A 24,025-nucleotide genomic window follows, 5' to 3' on the forward strand; every position below is an offset into this window, starting at 1 on the left:
CCCTGTTTTGCAGGGGATTCCAGGGCCTTATTATCCGAAGTTACCGGGCTGAAATATGCAATGTTATATTCTGCAAACCGGGTGAAGCCGCCTGCAACTGAATACTTCCTGTACCACCGGTACTTTGTACAATTACCTGTGCTTTTCCACTAAACAGTTTCCGTTGCCAGGGGTTTGCGGGTATTACCAGTTGAATAATACCGGGGTCGGTATTTACCACATCCCAATCGTGTTTTTTAACAATTGCCCTGCCGGTAATTACCACGGTATTGCTGCCCGGTTTAAGCAACTGCCTTTGTATACTGAAGCGATTGCCTTTTAGTTGTTGCGGCAACTCTGTGGCAACTACCTGGTTGTTGATGCGGATGGTTTGGGTAACGCCTATGCTTTTGTAAATGAATACCACACTATCGCCGGTAAAACTGCCGGGTAAATCAAAACTTCCCTGAAAACGGTAGCTGGTATCCTGCTTATTTTCTGTGCGTGCTTCGGCTTTCAACGGCAGGTTTATCTGTTCCTCTATAAACTGCTCTTTTTCCCGAGAGGATGGATTGCCATTGCCCACGCCTATTATTTTACCGGGGCCGGTTATGGTAAACACCACTTCATTAGCCGCATCAGGCACCGGGTAGCCATTATTATCGGTGGCAGATACTGTTAGTACAGCTATATCTCTCCCATCTGCTTTTAATTGGCTGTTGTGTGCCTCCAAAGCCAGCCGCGCAGGCTGGCCGGAAGTATGTATGGTTTCTGTAATGGTTTGCTGCCCTTTGTTATACCCTACTGCCTGTAACATGCCTGGCTGGTAGGGCAGCTGCCATTCCAGATGGCCGTTGCGCTTCATGGTTTTGCGGCCTTTGCTAACACCGTTCAGCAGCAGCTCCACCTCTTCACAATTGCTGTATACCCATACATCTGTGGGTTTGCCCTCCTGCCCCTGACGGTTCCAGTGTGGCAGCAGATGAATAACGGGTGTATCCCGCCACCAGCTTTTGAGGTAATAGTAATTGTCTTTGGGAAAGCCGCAGATGTCCATCATACCGAAATAAGAATTCACCGAGGGCCAGCCATAAGGCGTAGGCTCTCCGCGATAGTCAAACCCCGTCCATATAAACAGCCCTGCCAGATAAGGCCGGTCTGCATAAAAATTCCACCCCTCTTCAATACTGAAAAACGAAGGGCGTGGCTTTTTATCGTAGGCTGCAATATGTTGCTGCGCGGTGTCGGTAGTATAAATGCCCCGGGTAGAAAAGGTAGACCCCTCTTCTGTGCCCATGGCAGGCTGCTGCGGAAACTGGCGGTGGTGTGCTTCAATATCTCCGTTGCCCATATAGTTATACCCCATCACCTCCAGCACATTGCTGATGCCGCTGCGGAAGCCACCGCTGATACCGGCTGTTACCGGGCGGGTACTATCCATGCTTTTTACATAAGCCTGCATAGTTTGCGCTATGGTGGCCCCTATCTGGTTGTTTTCGATACGCCATTCTTCATTGCCTATTGACCAGCAGAACACCGAGGGGTGATTTCTATCGCGTATCAGCATGCGCTTCAGCTCGCTCATTGGCTGGCCGGTAGTACCCATCAGCCGGTTTTCATCTATCACCAGTATGCCCAGTTTATCGCACAGGTCCAGTAACTCCGGTGCAGGCGGATGGTGCGAGCAACGGTAAGCATTGACGCCCATTTGCTTTAATGCCTTCAGGCGATATTCCAGCAAAGCATCCGGTACTGCTACGCCTACGCCTGCATGATCCTGATGGTTATTTGTGCCTTTTAGCTTTACAGCCTTGTTGTTAATAAACAATCCTTCTCTGGCATCGAAACGGATGGTACGGATACCCACTGCGGTACTCAGCTTATCGGTTTCTTTCCCGTTAGTCTCCACAATGGTTTCCAGTGTATACAAATACGGAGCATCGGGACTCCATAGCCTGGGCTGAGGCACCTGCAGGGTAACCTGTTGTTGAGCCGCCGCCAACGCCCCCACTTTAGCAGCAGCTATTTTTTTTTGCTGCACCAATGCACCCGCTGCGTTGTATAACCGGGTTTTGAGCGTGTATGTCTGCGGAATAGTATGCTGGTTGCGGATAGCCAGCCCCACCTGCACCACTGCCTGCCGTGGCTGTACGGCAGTGGTTACTACCAGTCCGTTCTGTTCCAGATGCAGGGGCGCATATTTCTGCAACCATACATGGCGGTAAATGCCTGCCCCTTCGTAAAACCACCCTTCCTCCATAGTGGCATCGGCACGTACAGTAATTACGTTTTCGCCGCCATATTCCAGATAATCGGTGATATCGTATTCAAAGCTCAGATAACCGCTGGGTTCGGTGCCCAGATAATGCCCATTGATGAATACCTGCGCATTGCGGAAAACGCCATCGAACAGAATGGCTATACGGCGGCCTTTATCAGCAGCCGGAATGGGGAAGGTTTTGCGGTACCAGCCGATGGAGCGCTCCGGAAAAGCGCGGCCTATTTTTTTAAAACCATGGCTAAAGCTACCTGCAGGGTCTACATCCTGCTCTGCCGCCCAATCGTGTGGCAGTTGTAGCTGGCGCCAGGGCCTGTCGTCAAAAGCCGGGTCTGCCGGTCCATCCCCATACCCTGCTTTGGCCAGGTAAGAAAAATAGCTGGTGGCAAAACCAAAATCTTTCACGGGGTCGGAAGGGTGCCCAAAAGCAAATTTCCAATCATCATCCAGCAGTAGTTTTTCTCTTCCGGCAGGCTTTTCCTGACCAAAGGCACAGGAAATAAGGCATATACACAGGAGGGCAACATTGGCAAGGCGATTCATATTAACAGGCATAGTACCGGTAAATTCCGCTTTTTTCCCGTATTCAAAGGCAGGCGGCTGATATTCTACAACAATCGGCTAAATTTTTATCATTTTTTTCGTTTGCCTTCCCCCGTTTTTACGTTTCAATGATCTTATTTATATACTCTGTTTCTGGTTAAAAACGGAGCAGTCTGACATAAAGCCTAACCTTGCCCCATTATCAACTATTTAAAAAACGGGATGGTTGTTAACCTATGTTTACACTATCACTTATTCGTTCCCCTTTTCAACAGTACCATACCCCATTCTTCAACCCTGCATTTCCCCGCCTTTGCCATAAAACCGGACATGTTTGTAACAAAAACGTACACCTTCCCCTCGCACTTTCACCCTAACCCTTTGTTTATCAGCCCCCTGTTATTTGGTAGCCGATTTGCCGGTTGTAAGTCAACAGCAAACTCAAAACTGCAACTATAATGGGAAACTATTTTGCCATTGCCTGGCGCAACCTAAAGCAAAACGCATCCTACACCACCATTAATATAGGCGGCTTATCGCTGGGCATAGCCTGTGCATTGCTGATTTATACTGTGGTAAGCCACCAGTTGCAGTTTGACAATTTTCATCCCGACAGGGACCGCATTTACCGCACTGTAAGCATTTACACTACCGATGTAACCGAATACCAGTCTGGCGTACCCCAGCCTCTGGGCAAAGCCTTTACGCATGAATTTGATTTTGCAGAAAAAGCAGCAATGGTAAATACGTACCAGGATGCGTTGATTTCCCTGCCTGACCGTGCAGGAATTAAGTTTGAAGAAGCCTCCGGCGTAGCGTACGCGCAACCCGCCTTTTTTGACATATTCCACTTTCCGCTTTGGAAGGGTGATAAAAATACCGTCATCAGCAGCCCCCATACGGCTGTTATTACCCGGCAACTGGCGCAGAAATACTTTGGTACCGAAGATGCCATTGGCAAGGTGATACGTTACGACAACAGAACCAACTTTACCATTACCGGCATACTGGAGAACATACCTTCTAATACCGACCGCAAGCAGGAGATTTACCTTTCGTATGCAAGCATGCGCGAGAAAAGCGCCTGGCTATCCAGCGATAGCAGCTGGGGCAGCGTACGCAGCTCCATGAACTTTTTTGTACGCCTGAAACCCGGCATCACCGCTGCGCAGGTAAATAAGGCTTACCCCCTGCTGATAAAAAAATACATGGATGAAGAAGATGTAAAGACCTGTACGTTTGTGCTGCAGCCCTTATCTGATATTCATTTTAATACTACATATGATGGCTATACCAACCGCAAATACCTTTGGGCCCTATCGCTGATAGGTATTTTACTAATTGTTACTGCCTGTGTAAACTTTATAAACCTGGCCACCGCCCAGGCCCTGAAACGTGCACGGGAAGTAGGTGTAAGAAAAGTACTGGGCAGCACCCGCGTACAACTGTTCCGCCAGTTTATGACAGAAACAGCACTTATCTGCTGCTTTGCTGCCCTGCTGGCTTATGGGCTGGCGCAGCTGAGTATGCCACTGATGAACCGGCTGTTTGGTCTGCGCATGTCCTTAAGCATGCTGCAACACCCATCGTTGCTGTTGTTTATGGTATTGTTGCTGATTGTGGTTATTTTTTGTTCCGGCTTCTACCCCGCTATTGTACTCACCCGCTTTCAGCCGGTAGCTGCCTTAAAAGGCAAGCTTACTCAGAAACATATCGGCGGCTTTCCGCTGCGGCGTGTGCTGGTGATAGCCCAGTTTGGCATCAGCCAGATGTTGATTATAGGCAGTCTGGTAATTATGAGCCAGATGCGCTACAACACCACTGCCGACATGGGTTTTCACAAAAATGGCATTGTAATGGTGCCGCTGCCCCCTACAGATAAAGACAAGCAGCACACGTTGCGCACCCGCATACAGCAACTGAGCGGCGTAAAAAACATCAGCCTTTGCGTACAGGCGCCTGCCTCCTCCTCTAACAACTATACCGGCCTACGCCTGAATGGCGAAGCCAAAAACCGCAACTGGAGTGTTAACATGAAAGAGGTAGACCAGCAATACGCTACTGTATTTGGTTTGCATTTTATAGCTGGCGGCAACTTCCTTAGCAACGATACCCTCTCCGGCATTATTCTGAACGAAAATGCGGTAAAAAAACTGGGCTTTACCAACGCCCGCGAAGCCATAGGCCAGGTAGCCATACTAAACGGTGACGTGTATACAGCACCCATTACCGGCGTAGTGAAAGACTTCAACAACCACTCCCTCCGCAGCACTATGGAACCGGTAGCGTTGGTGCTAAGCCCGAAATATTACCGCAACTGCGCCATCAATCTTAACATGGCCTCTGCACACAATACCCTCGCGGCCATAGACAAAATATGGTCGGAAACTTTTCCCAACCACCTGTATAAATATGAGTTTTTAGATGACCGCCTTGCAAAGTTTTACGAGCTGGATACCATTATGCTGCGGTTTGTACAGATATTCTCTTTAATAGCCATTTTCATAGGCTGCCTGGGGTTATATGGCCTGATTGCTTTTATGGCCGCGCAGAAGAACAAAGAGATTGGCGTAAGAAAAGTGCTGGGCGCGCACCTGGCAGATATACTCTGGATGTTTGGGCGTGAGCTGGCGGTGCTGCTGTGTATTGCGTTTGTAATAGCAGTGCCTGTGGCGTGGTGGGTGATGAACAGATATCTGCAGGAGTTTAGTTACCGGATATCTATAGGGCCGGGGATATTTGTAACGGCGATGTTGTGTAGTGTGGGGATAGCGGTGTTTACGGCGGGGTACCGGTCGTTTAAGGCAGCGATTTTATCGCCTTTGAAGAGTTTGCGGGCGGAGTAGTGAATGTAACCGGCATCATGGTTAGTTTAAATGCCAATAAATATAAAACTGGTAACACCTTCGTTGTGCCGTAACAGAACCGGAGAATATTAAAAAGCCCTCAGTGTTCCGGAGACAGAAATAGGAATACTTTCAGCTGCCTGAACAGTTTTCAAATTACTAATCCGGTTACTGTGCATGGTATTTCCGTTACTGTACACGGCATTCTGGTTACTATAGGCGTCAATTCCGTTACTGCACATGGAATTTTCGTTAACCAAAATTCCAATTTGGTTAACACACATACCAATTACAGTAACCAACATGAGAATTTTGTTAACCAAATTCCCGTTCCCGTCAACCAACAAATGGTTTAAGTAAACCAAATTATCATTCACATTAACGGATATGAAAAGTTTGTTAACCAAATTTCCGTTTCGGTTAACAAATACGACGTTCGCAGTAACCAGATTATCATGTACAGTAACCGAAAAGAGAATTTCGTTAACCAAATTTCCATTCCGGTTAACAAGCATCAGGTTTACAGTAACCAAACTATCAGTTACGTTAGCAGAAAAAACGTTAGAGCAACAGAAATACCGTCAAAGGAGATAATATTCAGCGCAAAACAACTTACTACACCGCTCCATAAATCAGGTATACTTATTGAAGCCCGGTAAGTATGCAATCTATAAAAATACTCAAAGCCGCTGCTGTACTTGCCATTCCTGTGCTGCTGATTGCCATTCTGGTGGCAGGTAAGCCCTTTTTTGTTCCCATTTGTTTTGCCGGGCTATTGGCTATGTTGTTGCTGCCTGTTGCCAGGTGGTTGCAGCGGAACGGCTGGCCGCCGGTTGTAAGCATTTTGTGTTCTATGCTGTTGCTGGCTTTGGCGCTGGCGGGTATCGTGCTGTTTATCAGCTGGCAGGTATCGGATATTGCGGAAAATGCCGGTAAGCTGGAGCAGGAAATAGCGCGGCGTTATCAGGAGTTGCGTACGTATATAGCTACTGAATATGGCATTTCACCTGAAAAGCAGCAGCAGATGCTGAAGGAGCAGCAGTCTGGCTCTTCGGGTAAAGCTGCCAGTATAATAACCGGGATAATAAGCGGGTTGGGCTCTTTTCTCACTAACCTGTTGCTGGTGTTTGTATATATTTTTCTTTTTATGCACTTCAGGGGGCGGATAAAAGGATTTATTATACGCCTGGTGCCCCAAAGCTCGCAGGCAGCCGCAATAGTAACTATACAGGAAGTACAGCAGGTAATTCAGAAATACCTGGGCGGGCTGGCGCTGATGATTGCAATGCTGTGGGTAATGTATGGCATTGGCTTTTCCATTGCCGGAGTAAAAAATGCCCTGTTTTTTGCCATACTTTGTGGCCTGTTGGAAATAGTACCTTTTGTGGGTAACCTTACAGGCACGGCAGTAACCCTGTTGATGGCGCTGGTGCAGGGCGGTGGTACTAATCTGATTATTGGTATACTGGTAACGTATGCACTGGTGCAATTTATACAATCGTACCTGCTGGAACCACTGGTGGTGGGTGCAGAAGTGAATATTAACCCTATGGCCACCATTGTGGGGCTGGTGGCGGGTGAGTTTATATGGGGTATACCCGGAATGATACTGGCGATACCCCTGATGGGAATGCTTAAAATTATCTGCGATCATGTACCTGCCCTACAACCGTATGCTTACCTTATGGGGCAGGAAAAGAAACAAGATGATAAAAAGAAAAGGCAGCAGCCGGCAGATGCCTGATGCTATTGCAGAGTTGCTGCAGGCTATAATATGGTATAAAAACAAACATGCCCCGCGTGCTAAAACAGCAGCGGGGCATGTCTATTAAAAGCTATATCAGCTATTAGTTGGTTTTATCTTCATCTGCCACTGCATCTTCCCACTTATCCCACATAGCTGTAGCAGCATTGTATCCGGGATAACCATAGTTTTGAAACAGCACGCCTCTGTTGTTGGCTGTAATAACATCGTTAGGAATAGGCCACAGCAGGTTACGCTTATCTATTTTATAGTTTAACAACCTGTTGTTAGAGTTTACGCCACCTATGTTATACAACCCGCCACGCAACACAACACGTTTGTACCAGTAGCTACCACCAGCCAGGTCAGTTCCGGAAGCTTTGTCGTACGTATCTACGCTGTATACATTACCCCATTCGTCAGGCTTGCCGCTTAACGCCAGGCAATGAGAAACACGGCACAGCTCGGTACGGCGCCACTCTTCCAGGTAAAGCTCGCGGGCACGCTCATCCATAATATCGCCAATGGTAACATTGGAAGTATATAGCTGGCCACACTTTGCTCTTTTTCTTATTTCATTTACATCATCTTTTGCGGTAGCATCACCCAGATAAAACTTAGCTTCTGCGCGCAGCAGATACGCTTCTGCCAAACGATACAGGTACCAATCGGCAACACTGCCGGTAGAAGCACCCTGATACGCGTTGGTACCCAAAGCAGCTTCTGCTACCACATCTGTTATAAACAGTTTATAATGTGGCCAGTTGAACCAGCTACGGATGGTATCAGCACATAAAAGTGCGTTTGTTGTTGGGTGTCTTAATACCAGGTTCTGACCACGGTAAGAAGTAGTATTGGTAATATAACGCAGCGATGTCATATTCACCCAGTTGCCTGAAGCTCCGTTATGGCGCAGATCTATGCTATCTTCCACACCGTTTACATTCCACAGTGCATGCTCTGCAAAAGGCGTAGGACGGATGGTTCCGATACCGCGGCCCAGTGCCCGGCCAAAATCCAGATCAGCCCGGTAATTGCTGCTGTTGCGTGCATACAGGTCTAATCCATTAATACCATCCGGCGCTTTCAGGTTGCCGGAATTGTATAAAGGCCCAAAAATACGCATGGTAGCAAAGGCAATGTTTGATTGGGCACCACGGTTAGGCATACCCATAATTACCTCTGTATTGGCTGGTATCAGCTTGTTTTCGCAACGGTGTAAATCCCAGATTACGTTACGGGTAACATTCCAGGTTCTGGCTTCGCCGCCTGGATAGAAGGTGCCAAAAGTATTTTGCATTAAGGAATAGCCAGACTGGTTGATAATGATATCCAGCTGGTCTTTGGCTTTTTGCCACTGACCGGTAGCGAGATAACATTTGGCCAGCAGCATGCGGCAGGCTCCTTTATTTACAGAACCTACCTGAGTCATGTTTTTCTGCTCAGGCACCCACTCTACCGCCAACTCCATGTCTTTGGTAATCATTTCCAGAATGGCAGCCTTTTTAGTGCTTTTGTAATTCAACTTGGGCACCTCAATAATTTTGGTAATCAGCGGCACGTTACCGTACTGAAAAACCAACGCCAGGTAACGGTAGGCACGGTGAAAGTAAGCACTGCCTTTATACAGATTTTTGGTAGTCTCATTTAAACCCGCTACTCTATCGGCATAGGTAAGAATGGTATTGGCATACTTAATACCGTTATATGTTTCATCCCAGTAATGATTAATGTAGTTACCATCATTTCCTCCCGGACCTCCTGCACCACCTGTAGGTGTTAATCCATCTGCAAAGTTGAAATTTACGTTGTTACCATCCACATCACTTTTACCATAAACAGCTACATCAGACATCATGTATTCTGTACCTATTACCACAGAGTTGGTATTAGAAGAAGTATTGGTCCAGTACGAACGCAGATGGCGGTCGCAGATAGCCAAAGCTGCTCTTAAACCTGGCTCAGTGGTAAAAGTGGTGGTAGGCTCGAAAAAAGACAACGGATCGGGCTCCAGAAAGCTTTTTTTACACCCTCCTAACAGTAACCCGCCCAAAACGGCTGATACAGCTACTACCGATAACGACCTTATGCTGCTATATTTAGATAAATTCATTGCCCTTGATTTTAAAAGTTAACATTCAGACCCAGTTGAAAAATACGGGTTGCCAGGCCGCCTGTTTCAGGATCGCCATACTCCCACTCTTTTTGCCATACCGCTACGTTACGTATAGAGCCGTATATCTTCACATTAGATATATCGAATTTAGAAATCTTGTCTTTAGGGAATGTATAACCAAATGAAATACCTTCTAAACGGATAAAGTTGCGGTTATACAGTCTGCTTGCGTTAGCACCTGATGGTGTAACAGCATCCAGCCTTGCATACTTATTACTTGGGTTTTCCGGAGTCCAGTAGGGTTTGGCAAAAGTATTAAAGCCATAAGTGATTAAGGAACCACCGTTATCGTTGTTCAGGTAGTTACCGTCCAGACTTTTATGCCCCATGTAGGAATAGATGTTAACACCGATATTCCAGTTTTTAAACACGGTAAAATCGTTACGCAACTGCCAGTTAAGCGGAGGTGCTGTCTGACCCAGAAACTGCCTGTCGTTGTTGTTATACACAGGCGTTATGGTTCCATTGGCGTTTACCTGATCATCGGCAGTATAACTGTTTACTACTTTAGGATCGCCTGGTTTCTGATTGTAACGTTTAGCTTCGTCTACTTCATTTGCTTGCCAGATACCGTTGGTACGGTGGCTCCAGATGGCGCTGACAGGCTGACCAATAAACCAGCCGTTGGTTTGATCATCAATCTCTTTGGTTCCTGTAATATTACCCTGTGCATCAAGCGTGGTTTCAAACTGGTAGTACAGGTGTTTTACTTTGTTTACGTTGTAAGAAAGGCTGAGTGACGTATTCCATCTGAAATTTCTGTTCTGAATATTGGCAGAACTGATAGAAAATTCAAAACCTCTGTTCTGCACCTCACCCAGGTTGGTGGTAATGCTTGGAAATCCGGTAATATCGGGCAAACGCTGCGTCATAATCATGTCGTGCGTTTTCATGGTATAGAATTCCAGAGAACCTGTAATACGGTCGTTCAGGAAACCATAATCCAAAGCCAGGTTGGTGGATTGTGTTTTCTCCCACTGTAAGTTGGGGTTAGACATACGGTCTACAATCAGGTACTTCACCTCGTTCATAGTAGCACCTGTAATATAACCCATAGTAGCACCTAAACCAGAGCTGAGGTTTGCCAGTGAAATATACGGATCGGCCAGCGCACGGTTACCATTTTCACCCCATGAGAGGCGCAGCTTACCGGAGCTCATTACGTTTTTCCACTTAAAAAAGTCTTCATTGGTAAAGTTCCACGCAACAGCCAGTGATGGGAAGGTTGCGTATGGATTGTTTTGTCCGAAAGCAGAATAACCGTCACGACGCAAAGAGGCTGTTAACATATACCGGCTGTCGTAAGAATAAAACGCTCTTGCCAGTAAACCGGTAGCCGTTTGGCGGGTATCGTTGGAACTGATAGTATTATTCTCTTTTGTACCACTGCCAATATTATGAAAACCCAATGCATCAGATGGCTGAATATTACGCGCTTCAATGCGCTCCTGCCAATACTGGCGTTCTTCCGCCTCCTGTACCAGGGTAACCGTTACACGGTGCTTTCCGGCAAAGGTTTGATCCATGGTAATGGTGTTATTGAGCGACCAGTCAAAGTTCTTGGCTGTTTCGCGGTCAACCCCTCTGTTTACTGCTGCGGAGTTAGGTAATGCAGCAGACATAAAGTAGCGGTTGTAGAACCACTGGTAACGTGGTGATGCGCTAAACTGGTAAGTGATGTTAAAAGGCAGTTTTACTTTTGCATTGAACATAGAGTTTAGTACGGTAAAGCCTTTTTCCAGTTCCAGATATTGCCTGTCAAAATCGTAGTTAACGCCTCTCTGCTGACCGGCATGTACGGGGTACTGTACCAGTCTTCCATTGGCATCGCGGTATTGGCTGTACGGCGCATTGCGAATCTGGTTTGCATCCCAGTAGTTTAATCCCAGGCCGGGTGTAAGTGCACCATCGCTACGATTCTGGAAGTTAATGTTGGCACCAATTTCCAGAAACTTATTCACTTTGCCTTCCAGTTTCAGGTTGGCACGTGCGGCTTTATAATTATCATATTGTACAGCACCTTCGTTACGCAGGTAACCGGCAGACATATAATAATTCATTTTGTCGCTGGCGCCTGAAATGCTCATATTATAATCCTGGTTAATACCAGTGCGGAAGGTGTGCTTGTACCAGTCAAAAGTATTACCCGCCAGGTAGTTGTTCAGCACATCTGCTTCCAGGCCAAGGCGTTTGGCATAAATGCTGGCATCCGATTCGCCGGCGGTATTAGGGGTATAAGCGCGCCACTGATCCAGCGTTACGCCGTATTTACCCAGGTTTGCCGGGTTATCATAAAAGCCATATTTACCTGCGTTGGTAGAAGCCTGGTAGGCTTCGTAATTGCCAGTGGTAGGGTTAATACCATAGGAATCTTTTTTATACCAGTCTTCACGGTATTTTATATAGGCATCAGGCCCAAACACCTCGCGGTAAGCACTTTTAGTGGTAGCGCCGTAGTTGGCACTGATGTTTACCACCGGCTTGCCAATTTTACCTTTTTTGGTAGTGATAATAATAACACCGGTAGCTGCTCTTGAACCATACACCGCTGCAGCAGATGCATCTTTCAATACATCAATCTGGCTGATATCATCGGGGTTAATCTCCGATAATTCACCATAAAACAGCATACCATCCAGAATAATCAGTGGATCGTTATGCCCACCAGCAGTATAAAGAGAACGCTGACCACGGATCTGCATGCTACCACCACCTTTTGCGGAGGGGTCGTACCCAACCTGCAAACCAGGCGTACCGCGCAGGATGTCCTGCACAGTGTTAGGGTTTTCATTGGCCAGGCGCTCCGGACGTACCTGTACCACCGAACCGGTAAGGTCTTTCTTTTTCATAGAACCATACCCTACTACCACCACATCGTTTAAAGCAGATGCGGTAGATTTCAGGCTTACTGTAATAAGATCGCTACCGGTAACGGTAACTTCCTGGCTGGCGTAGTTTATGTGCGTAATTACCAAAACTGCGCCCGCAGTTGCCTGAATAGAGAAACTACCAGACGAGTTGGTTATTGCATTGGCAGTTTTGCCTTTTACTTGTACCGTTACATCGGCAATTCCGTTGCCGAGCGAGTCTAACACCTTGCCATTCACTTTTGCGTTTTGCGCAAGCACGAATTGAGGCAGGGTTAACAGAAAGCAAAACAAAATGAACCCGCCGGCTTTTAGCAGCGCAGCCCCATTTTGTTTACAGGACAGATTTTTAAGCATAATTGTTTTTTTAATGGCAGAAGAACGGTTACACTCTTTTAAACAGACGTTTAATAATTGACGCCGATTGCAAATAATCAGCAGAAGTACACAACGCAGGTAATCTTGGTAAATACGCAAAGCTTCTTATACAACACATACGGCAATTATTTTGGCGGTAAATCTGCAGGCACCCCTTAAAAGAGCAGCTTGCAGCGCTACTGCAAAGTAGGCGCGAAGGGGGTAAATCCGTGGGGGGTAAATTTGCTAATTAAGGGGGGTAAACCTATAATTTACAGCACATAACAGGGTGCCCCCTGCCTGTAAGGGGGGCCATGGGGCTGTAAAGTGTTAAACGCACACAGCATATCTGGTAACCAGGTGCCGGGTATGCAGGTTATCATATTTAATTATATCTGAATTTGAGAAGTGAGCCTGTACAGCCGAAAGCAAACATCCCTTACATACTGTGTAAACAAAACAGAATGTAAGGGATGCAATGCAAAATACGGGCACTTATTTATCCAGTGCCTCTTTTATACAGGCACCAGCCTGTAACAGGGCTGTTTTAACGGCGGGTACCGTTGCAATAGGGTTGAGTAGCCCGTAATCGTGAATAAGGCCACCGTATCTGGTAAGCGTTACGGGTACACCAGCCTCATTCAGCTTCCTGGCATAGGCCTCCCCTTCATCGCGCAGCACATCGTTTTCCGCAGTTTGTACCAGTGCCGGCGGCAAACCTGTGAGTTGCTCAATAGTAGCCTGCAACGGAGATGCATAGCGTTCCTTCCGCTTTTCTTTTTGCGGCAGGTAATTATCCCAGAACCACCTCATCATATTACGGGTAAGAAACCTTCCCTCCGCCAGCTGTTTGTACGATTCTGTATCAAAATCGGCATCGGTAACAGGCCATAACATCACCTGTAGTTTAAAGGCAGGGCCTTTTTTGTCTCTAGCCATCAGCGCCACAGCGGCCGTCATATTCCCTCCCACACTGTTACCCGCGATAACCATATTGTTACCGTTTACCCCTATTTCGCTGCCATGGGCTTGTACCCATTGGGCAACAGCATAAATCTGGTTAATGGCTACCGGATACTGCGCTTCGGGCGATGGTGTGTAATCCGGGAAAACAGCTACTGCCCCGCTGGCCACCACCAGATCGCGCACCAACCTGCGGTGGGTGGGATAATCGCCCAGCACCCATCCGCCACCATGAATGAACACAAACACGCCTCCACCGGTTTTTACCTTTTCCGGTTTCACCACATGAATTTTTACGGTGTGACCATCCTGTGTAATCAGCCGCTCAGACTCTTCAATACCTGATACATTTACAGCCACGGATTGCTGTGCCCCTTCCAGCACTTTCCGGGCCTCTGCCGGGGATAGCTGCTCCAACGGCTTTCCGCCGCTGTTATTTAACGCCTTTAAAAAAGCTCTTACCTCCCGGAATATCTTAGGATCGTTTTCCGGTTTACCTGTGTAATGGTTGCTTTGCTGCATGGTGTTTGAGTTTAAAACAATGAATAATAAGGCTGTTACAGACAGCGTTGACACAAATTTCTTCATAGCTCTGTTTACTTCACACATAGCCAGCAGCATGCCCGGTTGCTAACATACTGCTACCGAGGGCGCAACGCATAACAATTGCCAGGCTACTTCCGAAATATCGGGAGCCGCAACGAAATACCAGACAGTTTACTACTGTGGCAACTGAAACGAAATGTGAATATGCATGCCATCGTTTGCAGTTATATGTAATTGGCCACCCATATCTTCTGTAAGTCCCTTCAGCAGATCCATCCCCATACCAGCTCCGGAACTGCCTGGCAGCACTGGTGACATGCCCGTTCCGTTATCTGCAATTTCCAGCACCAGGTCTGAGCCGCCCTCCACCTTAAGCGCAATACGGATAAGCGCTTCATTGGATGCAGGAAACGCATACTTAATGGCGTTGGTAATTGCCTCGTTTATAATAAGACCAATATTAACCGCAAAGCGGTGATGGAGGGAGATTTTTTCAATATCCAGCGCAAACCTCACCTGATTACGTATACCATAACTGTCCCGCAGATAATCCATCAGCTCGTAAATATATTCGGGCATATAGATATCGGAAGACTCTTCTGACTGATAGAGTTTCTGATGTACCAGTGACATAGATTGTATACGGCTCTGGCTTTCTCTGATGGCCATAGATACCGGGTTCTGGTTATCGCCAGAGTAACTGCTTTGTAATTCCAACAGACTGCTTACCATATGAAAATGATTTTTTACCCGGTGGTGTACTTCTTTTACCAGCCACTCTTTTTCTGACACCAACCGCTGTAGCTGTGTATTCTGTGTTTCAATAGTTTTATTGCGGTTTTGTTTTAAACGAAACAGATGATATACCAGCGCCAGCAGCGCTGTTAATATTACCACCCCTGTAGCAGTGATATTTCTGATAAGGGTAGCCTTTTCCAATGTGCTTTTCTGTAGCTGATTCTTCTGGTTCAGCATAAGGATATCCTGATCGCGTAGCTTGATTTCGTTTTTAGATTTTTCAGTTTCATAAGTCAACTGTAACTCTGACAGCTGTTTTTTGTTTTCCAGCGTGTATAGCGAATCTGAGATTTTATGGTATTTTATAAGGTTGACCAGCGCCTGCTGGTAACGACTCTGTGCCGTATCCAGCCTGAATTGCATGTGAGTGACAGTTTTTGCGTACTCCCTGTCGCCCGTAACGTGAGCAGCGGAATCCATTTTTTTCATATACAGACTTGCCTGGTCAAGCTTTTGCTGAGCCAGGTATATCCTGAAGAGTATGCTATAACAATTTGCTTTTTCGTGAAGAGAAACAGCTGCAGTTTCAATTAATACAGCCACCCTGCCTGCATACTGTTCAGCAAGTGCATAATTTTTCATCCTTGCATATACATACATATAACAAAATGGAACAATAGCTACACATTCTTTAGGCGGCGCCGTAACATACTGCTGTGGCAAAGACCGGAGGAGATTTAATGCATCCTCCGGCTTATTCAGAAATACATAAGCGTTTACGCAATTATATAATACTGTAAGAACAGCGTTAGCATCCTTAAACTTCAGGGCTATGCGTAAGGCTTCCAGCAGATAAGGAATACCGCTTTCAAACTCTCTCGCATTTATCATCAGACTTCCAATGCGGTTGTTCATCTGGCACAATACAAATGAGGTATCATTCGCAGCCCTTGCCTCCTTCAGGGCCAAAAGAAAATAAGATAACGCCTTCTTATCATCGTTCAATTCTTCATACACACTGCCATATACCATATAAACACCTGACAGGCGTTTATATTGATGCCTGTGATAAAGGGGTATTACCTGATCCAGCAGTGTCAAAGCCTGTTTATTATTACCCACCACGTTGTAAAGCTCTGCCAGATTCACTACCACACCTGCATATCGGATAGAATCGGCACACCTGGCAAGCGCCTGACAGGCCAACTCTGTCCAGCGTATCTTTTCCTTAGCTTCTTCCGCCTCACTGAAACCATAATAATCTGCTACGCCCAGATAGGCTCTACCCAGCAGCAACTGATCCGAACCCGCTTTCAGCATTTCCAGCGCTTTCAGTACCAGCGCCTTGCCATTAGCCAACTGGTGTTTTTCTTTTGCCAGATAACTTTTCACCAGTAACAAATAAGCTCCAGCTTCCTGAACCGGCCTTTCTGCAAGCAGTCGATCGGCTTTATATAAATAAGCTTCTGCTTTATCTATATCTGCCTTGTTTTCATCCGGCTTTAAAATATGATGTTCCGCCAGCTCACCGTATAAGCGTATGCGATCCGCATCTGTTCTGCTTGCAGCAAGCACCTTTAAGAGCGAGTCTGCTTTTGTATCGCGTGTAGCTTGTGCTGTTGCCTTCACAGGTAGTAAACAACAGTACAACATAGCTGCCAGTACAGTTATGGTCTTCATAGCATATGATTTATGGGTCAGTTATTGTATTTTTATACAGCCTGTCTGCGGGCAGTAAAATCCTTTATCTTGAAAGCAAAAATTCTCATTGTCGAAGATATTTTTATTGAGGCACAAAGCCTGAATGTAATTCTAACCGCAGCGGACTATATTACCTGCACTATAGCCCGTTCGGTACCTCAGGCACTGACTATTCTGGAAAAAGAAAAACCAGATATAGTACTATTGGATATCTGCCTTCACGGTGCCGAAACCGGCATAGATCTGGGCCATATACTGCATGAGCGCGATATTCCTTTCATTTACCTCTCAGCCAATTCCGGCCGTAAAAGCCTTGAACAGGCAAAGGTTACAAAGCCCTATGGCTTCATGGCCAAGCCCTTCAGGGCCAGAGATGTATTGAATATGCTGGATGTAGCATTATATCTGCACCGGAACAGGCCTGAGGAAAAGCAGGAAAGCCGCGGCAGAAAAGCAGTAATGAATAACCTGCCACCAGAGCTTACCCACCTTACCAGTAAAAGCAATGCCTTTGTTACTGCTATGGAAAGAGCCATGAATGTGAGCAGTTGCGACACTTCTGTACTGATACTGGGCGAAAGCGGCACGGGCAAAGGCGTAATGGCCGAAGCCATACACCAGCTGTCTGCACGCAAACACAAACCTTTTATAGCCGTAAACTGCGGAGCCATACCCGCCAACCTGATTGAATCGGAGCTGTTTGGTCATGAAAAAGGTGCGTTTACCAGTGCTATCGCCAGCAAATGCGGCAAATTTGAACAGGCCAACGGAGGTACGCTGTTTCTGGATGAAATAGGCGAACTGCCGCCAGAGCTGCAGGTAAAGTTTTTACGGGTGTTACAGGACAGAGAGGTAGAGCCGATTGGCGGCCATACACGAAAGGTTGACATACGTATTATTGCAGCCACCAATAAAGACCTGGAAGAAGAAGTAGCCAGCGGCCGTTTCAGAATTGACCTGTTTTACCGCCTGCATGTTTTTCCTGTTACCATGCCCCCCTTGCGAGAGCGGCAGGAAGATATACCCCTGCTGGCCAGCTATTTTCTGCAGAAGTACAGCAGCATGAAAAGTCCAACCCCGCTGGAGTTATCTGCCAAAGCTATGGCGCAACTCACCAGCTATCTGTGGCCGGGCAATATACGGGAGTTGGAAAATACGATACAGCGGAACATAGTAATGGCAAAGGGGCAGGTAATTGAAACGCTGGAGATGCCCGCATTTAAGAAGCTACATGTTACAGACAGCGCCCGCGTAAACGGAAGGTTTAAAACCATAACAGAAAACGAGCGCGACCATATTATAGAAGTACTGCAAAGCTGCAACGGAAAAATAGCAGGCAAGAACGGCGCTGCGGATATTCTGAACATCAACGCCAACACACTCAACTCAAGAATGAAAAAACTGGGTATTGACCGACTGTTAACCTCTGCTGAAAAAGATACGTAAAACAGGAAGGCTTTATACCAGCCTTCCTGTCGGTAGTGTGATAGAATAACCTTAACCAGCTATCGTCTTAGCCGTTTGCCGGAAAGCTATTTTACCCAGATGTGCCTGCCCCAATGGTACCAGTGCTGATTGCGGTACTACCGTACCCATATAAGCAGATTGATTATTGGTTACCACCTTAGCAGCAGAAGCGGTTAAAGCAAGATACTCCTGCACAAAAGCATCGATGGTTTTACGCTCGGGGCCTGCAATTTCGGTAATTCCGTTGGCAGGTACTTCAGTAGCAAAGGCAGCCACAAAAGAAGCCACTTCTTCCGTAGCTATCGGCTGAAAATCCAGCGTGGAAATATGTACTTCACTGCCAGCCGTTGCTGCCTGTACAATAAAAGGCACAAACTCCTGAAACTGTGTACTGCGGATGATGGTGTAAGGCAAACCAGATTCTTTAATTAGCTGTTCCTGTAAAAGCTTGGCCCTCATATATCCCATTGCGCCCATTCTGTCTGCCCCTACAATAGACAAACACAGATAATGCTTTACCCCGGCAGCCACAGCCGCAGGCAACAGATGGCCGCCTGCGGCACGAAAAAAGCCCAGGGCAGTTTCATCGTCAAATGCTCTGGAATTAGAAAGGTCTATTACCACTTCTACCCCCTTCATAGCTTCCGCCACTCCTGCCCCGCTTGACGCATCTACCCCCGTTGCGGGCGCACCCACCACCACCTCATGACCTGCCGCCTTTAGTTTGTTTGTTACATTAGAACCAATCAGGCCTGTTCCACCGATAATTAAAAACTTCATGTTTTCTTTTTTACAAAAGTTGAAAGGATTTGATAACAGATCTGGTAAGCCATTAGAGTGCCCGATCTCTATCTGCCTGGTTTTCAGCACAACGCGGCGATGCCGCTATGCGGCACTCACGATATATCAATACTGTTTACGTAAACCGGGCAAACGCAGGCAATGGTTTAACCAACTGCCTTTGCATAGACCTGTGTAGGTGTAACGCCAAACTGTTGTTTGAATACATAGGAAAAGTGCGACAGATCTTCAAACCCCAGCTCCTGATACACATCACTGGCATGCAGATGGTTATTGTGAATTAAAAAATAAGCCTCGTTAAGCCGTTTGCGCTTAAGCCATATAGCAGGTTTTTCACCAAAGGTTTTCTGAAAATCTCTTCTGAAAGAAGACAGGCTGCGGCCGGTAAGAAATGCAAAGCGCTCCAGACTTACATTAAACCGGAAGTTTTTATTCATAAACTCACGCAGGTCTATTTTCTGGGGAATACCATAGTCGAATAATACCTGCGCCAGCGATGCATCTGTTTTTAACAGTATCAGCAGTAACTCCTCCCTTTTAACATCCGCAAAAGCTTCCTCCAGCTGCTCACTGCTACCCAGGTAGGGTTCCAGTGAAGTAATAAAGCTTTCCAGCCATTTGTTTTTCTGCACAAACAGAAAAGCCGCATCGTTACCGGCAGCAGCCTCTTGTTCTTTATTCCATTCAGGGTGGCGTTTCTGAAATTGTTTCAGAAACGCCTCGTCTAAAGCAATTACCACTTTTTCAAATGCATCATCTTCTCTGTACTTGATATACCTTACCAGCTGGTGTTTACGGGCAATTACAAAGTTACCGGGCTGCACGGTATGCTTTCCTCCCCCATCATACACCGCCATAGCACCGCGATGGATGTACAGGAAGAAGTGTTCTTTTATCACATGCTCCGCCGATATCTCCGGGCCTAAATGACACGACCCCAGTTTTCCAGACTCCAAATGATTTGATTAATGGTTTGAGTATGCAATTTACGGCTTGTAAAAGCTATCTGCACCCGCCAGAATGGCCTCTTCTTTCGGGCGGGCGTGCCAGTTCAGCATCTTAGCCGCTTTTGCGGCAGAAATGTGTACGTAAAGGCTGTTATCTACTGGTTGCAGATCGGCCATACGGCCAGCCAGCTGCGGACGTTCTTTTTTAATAAGTGCTGCTACGTCTGCAAAACTCATAGCACCTTCTGAGGTGGCAAGAAAACGTTCACCCGCAGCGGCAGGGTGCAACATAGCTTTGATATGAATATCTGCCACATCTCTTACATCCACTACGCCCATGGTAAACGGAGGCGTTTCTGTAATCTGCCCTTCCACTATACCCGTTATTACCGTATCTAATGAAGCGGAAGATATGCCACCCAGTGCCGGCCCGAAAATACCAACGGGGTTAATTACGGATAGTTCCATATCACCCCCCTCTTTTTCCATGAAATCCCAGGCCGCTTTCTCCGCAATAGCTTTAGATCGGATATAGGCTCTGTTGGGCGTTTCCGGCTGTGTCCAGTCGCTCTCTGTAAACACATATCCCGGTGTGTTATTGCTGTACCCTACTGCGGCAAACGAAGAGGTAAGTACCGTACGCTGTACGCCTGCCGCAACAGCTGCTTTTAACACCCGCAAGGCGCCATCTCTGGCAGGTATAATCAGTTCATCCGGATTTTCGGGTTCTGCGGCAGGAAAGGGAGATGCCACATGCAGTACATACCTGCAGCCAGCCACCGCTGCTGCCCAGCCTGCGTTGCTGTTTAAATCTGCTTCAAAAAAATGAATCCTGCCGGTATGCGCTATTCCTGCCTCCTGCAATGCTTTTACCACGACGTCTTTTTTCTGCATTGTGCGTACAGTAGTGTTAACCGTATACCCCTGCTGTAAAAGCTGTTGAATGGTATGTATTGCCACAAACCCGGTACCGCCGGTAACCAATACTTTTTCCTGTTTCATATTCTGTTATTTACAGCATCAAAATTAGTTGCCTGACTGTGGAGCCACTTTGCTGTAAAAGTCAATTTTGCTTTGCCAAAAACGTCAGCAGGCACCGCTAATAATCCATCGTAATTACCGACTCCGCCACCATGGTCTGTTTGCGGAATACTGAAAAGTTAAGTCCGGCATTCTGTTTAAAGAATTTGCTGAAATGGGCCATATCGGTAAAACCGAGGTACCAGGCTATTTCTTTTGTACAAACATCCGTGTACTTCACCATTCTTTTTACTTCCAGAATAATGCATTGCCTGATATGATACCCGCAGCTGTAACCAGTATGCTTTTTTACAATGGAATTGAGGTAATTGGAAGTAACCGCCAGCTGGCTGGCATAATCACACACCATCAGCTTTACATTTACTTCCTTTTTGAGCAGGCCCAAAAAACGTTCTACCAGTGCTATATCCCTCGACTTATACGTACAAACAAACTCCGCCTCAAAACGCCGCGATAACCCAATAAGAAAGGCGTTGAGATACATACGCAGCATCATATTCTTCAGGGGTAATTCATTACTGTACTCTTCTGCTATTCTATCTGCCACTACCTGCAATTCAGCTGCCAGATCCTCAGCCACGTTTGCCCCCCGTATATACCTGAACATTCTGATAAGCGAGCTGGTAAACTCCGCCTCGTTACCCGGCGCTGTAATACCCAGAAATGCATCGTTAAAAGACAGGTAGTACCCCTGCAGGCCGGTAGTTGCCTGGCAATGAAACGGACTACCTGGTCTGATGCAAAACACAGTCCCATCTGCTATAGGCCAGCTATTGATATTGATAGAAAATGTGCCGCTTCCATTAACAATCCATATAATTTCATAATTATCCGATACGCTGTTAAGCCCTTCCATTACAGTATCCGGATGAAAACAATTCAACGACTTCAACTCAAACACAGGCTGACCGGAACAGGCGCCTGTATGAAAACGGGTTTTGGTTAGTGACTGCATAACGTTACGTATTTGGTTAGTAGTTTTTACCAATTACGTGCCTGCCTGAAAGCAGTATGAGTATCAGCCATTTACCCGTTATAACATCCTGTATCCCACGAAATATCAATAACCGGCTCCGAAATATCGTATTACCCTAATTTCATTTCGTAAATGTGCAGAGATTACGGAATTTTGCGGCGGACACGAGATTGTGAACAGTAAGGGTCTTGTGCAAATGATTATGGAACAGGTTATCCACTCGCTGAACAACAAAAAGAACATTTTTACAGATCGTTTCGGGCATTTGAGTTATCCGGATGTATCTGCTACAGAAGCTTCGTTATTACAAAAGCAGCATCCGGGGCATGCGTTTATTGTTTACGGCGGCTTAGCGCCTGGCGGTATGCATTACAACTTTATCAAAAACATCAGGGGCCAATGGCAACAATGCACTATACAGGGCAGGCTTGAAAACAAGGGCTGGGGTGCCGACCTGGGTTATGCGGGCTACCGCACAGCCGGTGAAGAAGAAGCACAGGCCATAACCGCACACATTCTGTTTTCAGAAGATATGGGTCACCACTGGCAGCGGCTGGATGAATTTGTAGGAGAAGGTTATATAAGACAGCTTACACGCTATACCCTGGAAGACGGTACAGAAGGCGTTGGCTATGTGTATGTGGTAAGAACAGACATTTACTAACCTGGATGAAGCCACACAAACAGGAAGGGTTTATACGCTTTATGGTTCCGCTGGTGCTGGGCAATATGCTTAACCCGCTTAACTCTACCATGCTGGCAACCGCCCTTGTTACTATTTGCCAGGCTTTTGGTAAAGAGATCTCTGCCGGTGCCCTGCTTATTATTCCCCTGTATTTTACTTCCGCTATCGGGCAGCCATTAATGGGCAGGCTGGCAGATATATACAGTGCCCGGCGGGTAAGCTCCGCGGGCTATGCACTGGTATTGATTTCTGCAGGCATTGGCATTACCGCCACGCATTTCAACTGGCTTATTGTATCCCGCGTTCTGCTGGGGTTGGGAACTTCCGCCGCCTATCCCTCCTCGCTAAAACTGATACGTGAACGGTTTGAGGCCCAACAACAGGACACACCAGGCATAGCGCTGGGTATTGTAGCCGTAGCGGGGCAGGTGTCTATGGTAATGGGCCCGTTTATTGGCGGCATGCTTACCCAGTACTTTAGCTGGCAGGGTATATTTTATGTAAACATTCCGCTGGCAGGCGGGGCTTTGCTGCTATCTGCATGGCAGGGCAAAAACAAAACCGCTACGTCAACACACCAAAGCACTTCTATAGCAGCAGCCGATTTTGTAGGCATTGCCCTGTTTAGCGGTGCGCTGGCAGCACTATTATCGCTACTGCTGAGCACCCATTACTGGTGGCTGAAAAGCATAGCTCTGCTGGTATTAAGTATAGCATTTATACGGCGGGAATTGCAACACCCCACTCCTTTTATTGATATACGCCTGTTTGGCAGCAACCTGCCCATGAGCATTACCTTTATACGGCAAACCGGCATTACGTTCGTGATGTATATTGTACTGTATGCCATGCCGCAGTGGGTAGAACAAACGCGGCATATAACACCTGCCCGGCTGGGGTTACTGATGCTGCCGCAGTCTGCTGCAGCTATTTGCATGAGTTTGCTGTTTGCCCGTTCTAAAAAGGTGTATAAGTTACTGGCTATTGGCAGTGGCATGCTGGCGCTGAGTACGGCCGGTTTGTTGCTGCTGCAAGCACAGAGTACGCTTACCGCTGTTGTGGTGGTCTCCACTATTACAGGTTTAACACTGGGGCTGCTGGCTATTGCCAACCAGGGTGCTTTGTACCAGGAAACACCGGCGGGTAAAACGGGAATTTCATTTGGATTATACCGTACGGTGGGTTACCTGGGTGCCATTTTATCCGGCGTGGCGCTGAAAGTGCAGTACAAGGGCGGCGCTACTGATACGGGGTTTCATCATCTGGCGGGGTATGCCCTCTTTTCGTGTGTGCTGGTATTACTGCTGCTGATTCCTTTATACCGCCGCCCGAAGCACGCCTTGTAAAATATGTTAATTACCAGCACTGAA

At 46.9% G+C, this 24,025-nt stretch carries 14 protein-coding genes; 5 read left to right on the forward strand and 9 right to left on the reverse strand.

The annotated features are described in order from the left end of the window. Positions 1–40: 40 nt before the first annotated feature. Positions 41–2,812 carry a beta-galactosidase GalA gene (gene galA, locus IEY13_RS18095; protein WP_229687908.1) on the reverse strand — a complete coding sequence of 924 codons (2,772 nt, stop codon included), beginning with the start codon at positions 2,810–2,812 and terminating at the stop codon, positions 41–43. A gap of 446 nt (positions 2,813–3,258) precedes the next feature. Here galA and IEY13_RS18100 point away from each other — a divergent pair, with 446 nt between their 5' ends. Together IEY13_RS18100 and IEY13_RS18105 are read left to right on the forward strand one after the other, a co-directional pair. Next, on the forward strand, positions 3,259–5,646 hold the full coding sequence (locus IEY13_RS18100; RefSeq protein ID WP_188954696.1) for an ABC transporter permease: 2,388 nt from the start codon (positions 3,259–3,261) through the stop codon (positions 5,644–5,646). A 661-nt stretch (positions 5,647–6,307) separates the two neighbouring features. Further along, the gene (locus IEY13_RS18105) at positions 6,308–7,390 is read left to right on the forward strand and encodes an AI-2E family transporter (protein ID WP_188954699.1); all 1,083 of its coding nucleotides are present in this window, start codon (positions 6,308–6,310) and stop codon (positions 7,388–7,390) included. Positions 7,391–7,493: 103 nt separating this feature from the next. Here the strand turns inward: IEY13_RS18105 and IEY13_RS18110 are convergent, their stop codons facing one another. The 4 genes from IEY13_RS18110 to IEY13_RS18125 form a co-directional block, all read right to left on the reverse strand. Further along, a complete protein-coding gene (locus IEY13_RS18110; RefSeq protein ID WP_188954701.1) occupies positions 7,494–9,503 on the reverse strand; it encodes a RagB/SusD family nutrient uptake outer membrane protein in 2,010 nt (669 codons plus the stop codon). 11 nt (positions 9,504–9,514) lie between these two features. Continuing rightward, positions 9,515–12,790 (reverse strand): SusC/RagA family TonB-linked outer membrane protein, encoded by a 3,276-nt coding sequence (locus tag IEY13_RS18115; RefSeq protein ID WP_188954703.1) that lies wholly within the window; start codon positions 12,788–12,790, stop codon positions 9,515–9,517. Between the two features lie 495 nt (positions 12,791–13,285). After that, complete coding sequence (locus tag IEY13_RS18120) at positions 13,286–14,341, reverse strand: alpha/beta hydrolase (RefSeq protein WP_188954705.1); 1,056 nt, start codon at positions 14,339–14,341, stop codon at positions 13,286–13,288. 132 nt (positions 14,342–14,473) lie between these two features. After that, positions 14,474–16,717, reverse strand: coding sequence for a sensor histidine kinase (locus IEY13_RS18125; RefSeq protein ID WP_188954707.1), 2,244 nt, complete (start codon positions 16,715–16,717; stop codon positions 14,474–14,476). 69 nt (positions 16,718–16,786) lie between these two features. Here IEY13_RS18125 and IEY13_RS18130 point away from each other — a divergent pair, with 69 nt between their 5' ends. Then, entirely contained in the window at positions 16,787–18,184 is a 1,398-nt protein-coding gene (locus tag IEY13_RS18130) for a sigma-54-dependent transcriptional regulator (RefSeq protein WP_188954709.1), read from the forward strand. 51 nt (positions 18,185–18,235) lie between these two features. On the opposite strand, the gene IEY13_RS18135 is transcribed toward IEY13_RS18130, so the two are convergent. From IEY13_RS18135 to IEY13_RS18150, 4 genes are all read right to left on the reverse strand, one after another. Continuing rightward, positions 18,236–18,985, reverse strand: coding sequence for an SDR family oxidoreductase (locus IEY13_RS18135; RefSeq protein ID WP_188954711.1), 750 nt, complete (start codon positions 18,983–18,985; stop codon positions 18,236–18,238). A 167-nt stretch (positions 18,986–19,152) separates the two neighbouring features. Next, positions 19,153–19,962: a helix-turn-helix transcriptional regulator gene (locus tag IEY13_RS18140; protein ID WP_188954713.1), complete on the reverse strand. Its 810-nt coding sequence runs from the start codon at positions 19,960–19,962 to the stop codon at positions 19,153–19,155. 30 nt (positions 19,963–19,992) lie between these two features. Continuing rightward, positions 19,993–20,955 (reverse strand): SDR family oxidoreductase, encoded by a 963-nt coding sequence (locus tag IEY13_RS18145; protein ID WP_188954715.1) that lies wholly within the window; start codon positions 20,953–20,955, stop codon positions 19,993–19,995. Between the two features lie 97 nt (positions 20,956–21,052). Next, positions 21,053–21,949, reverse strand: a complete 897-nt coding sequence (locus IEY13_RS18150; RefSeq protein WP_188954718.1) for an AraC family transcriptional regulator — start codon at positions 21,947–21,949, stop codon at positions 21,053–21,055. A 223-nt stretch (positions 21,950–22,172) separates the two neighbouring features. On the opposite strand from IEY13_RS18150, the gene IEY13_RS18155 reads away from it, so the two are divergent. Then, positions 22,173–22,634 carry a hypothetical protein gene (locus tag IEY13_RS18155; RefSeq protein ID WP_188954719.1) on the forward strand — a complete coding sequence of 154 codons (462 nt, stop codon included), beginning with the start codon at positions 22,173–22,175 and terminating at the stop codon, positions 22,632–22,634. A 5-nt stretch (positions 22,635–22,639) separates the two neighbouring features. Continuing rightward, a complete protein-coding gene (locus IEY13_RS18160; protein ID WP_188954721.1) occupies positions 22,640–24,001 on the forward strand; it encodes an MFS transporter in 1,362 nt (453 codons plus the stop codon). Positions 24,002–24,025: the final 24 nt, after the last annotated feature.

Origin of the sequence: Filimonas zeae (genome assembly GCF_014641615.1) — a bacterium.
GTDB classification, from domain to species: Bacteria; Bacteroidota; Bacteroidia; order Chitinophagales; family Chitinophagaceae; genus Filimonas; species Filimonas zeae.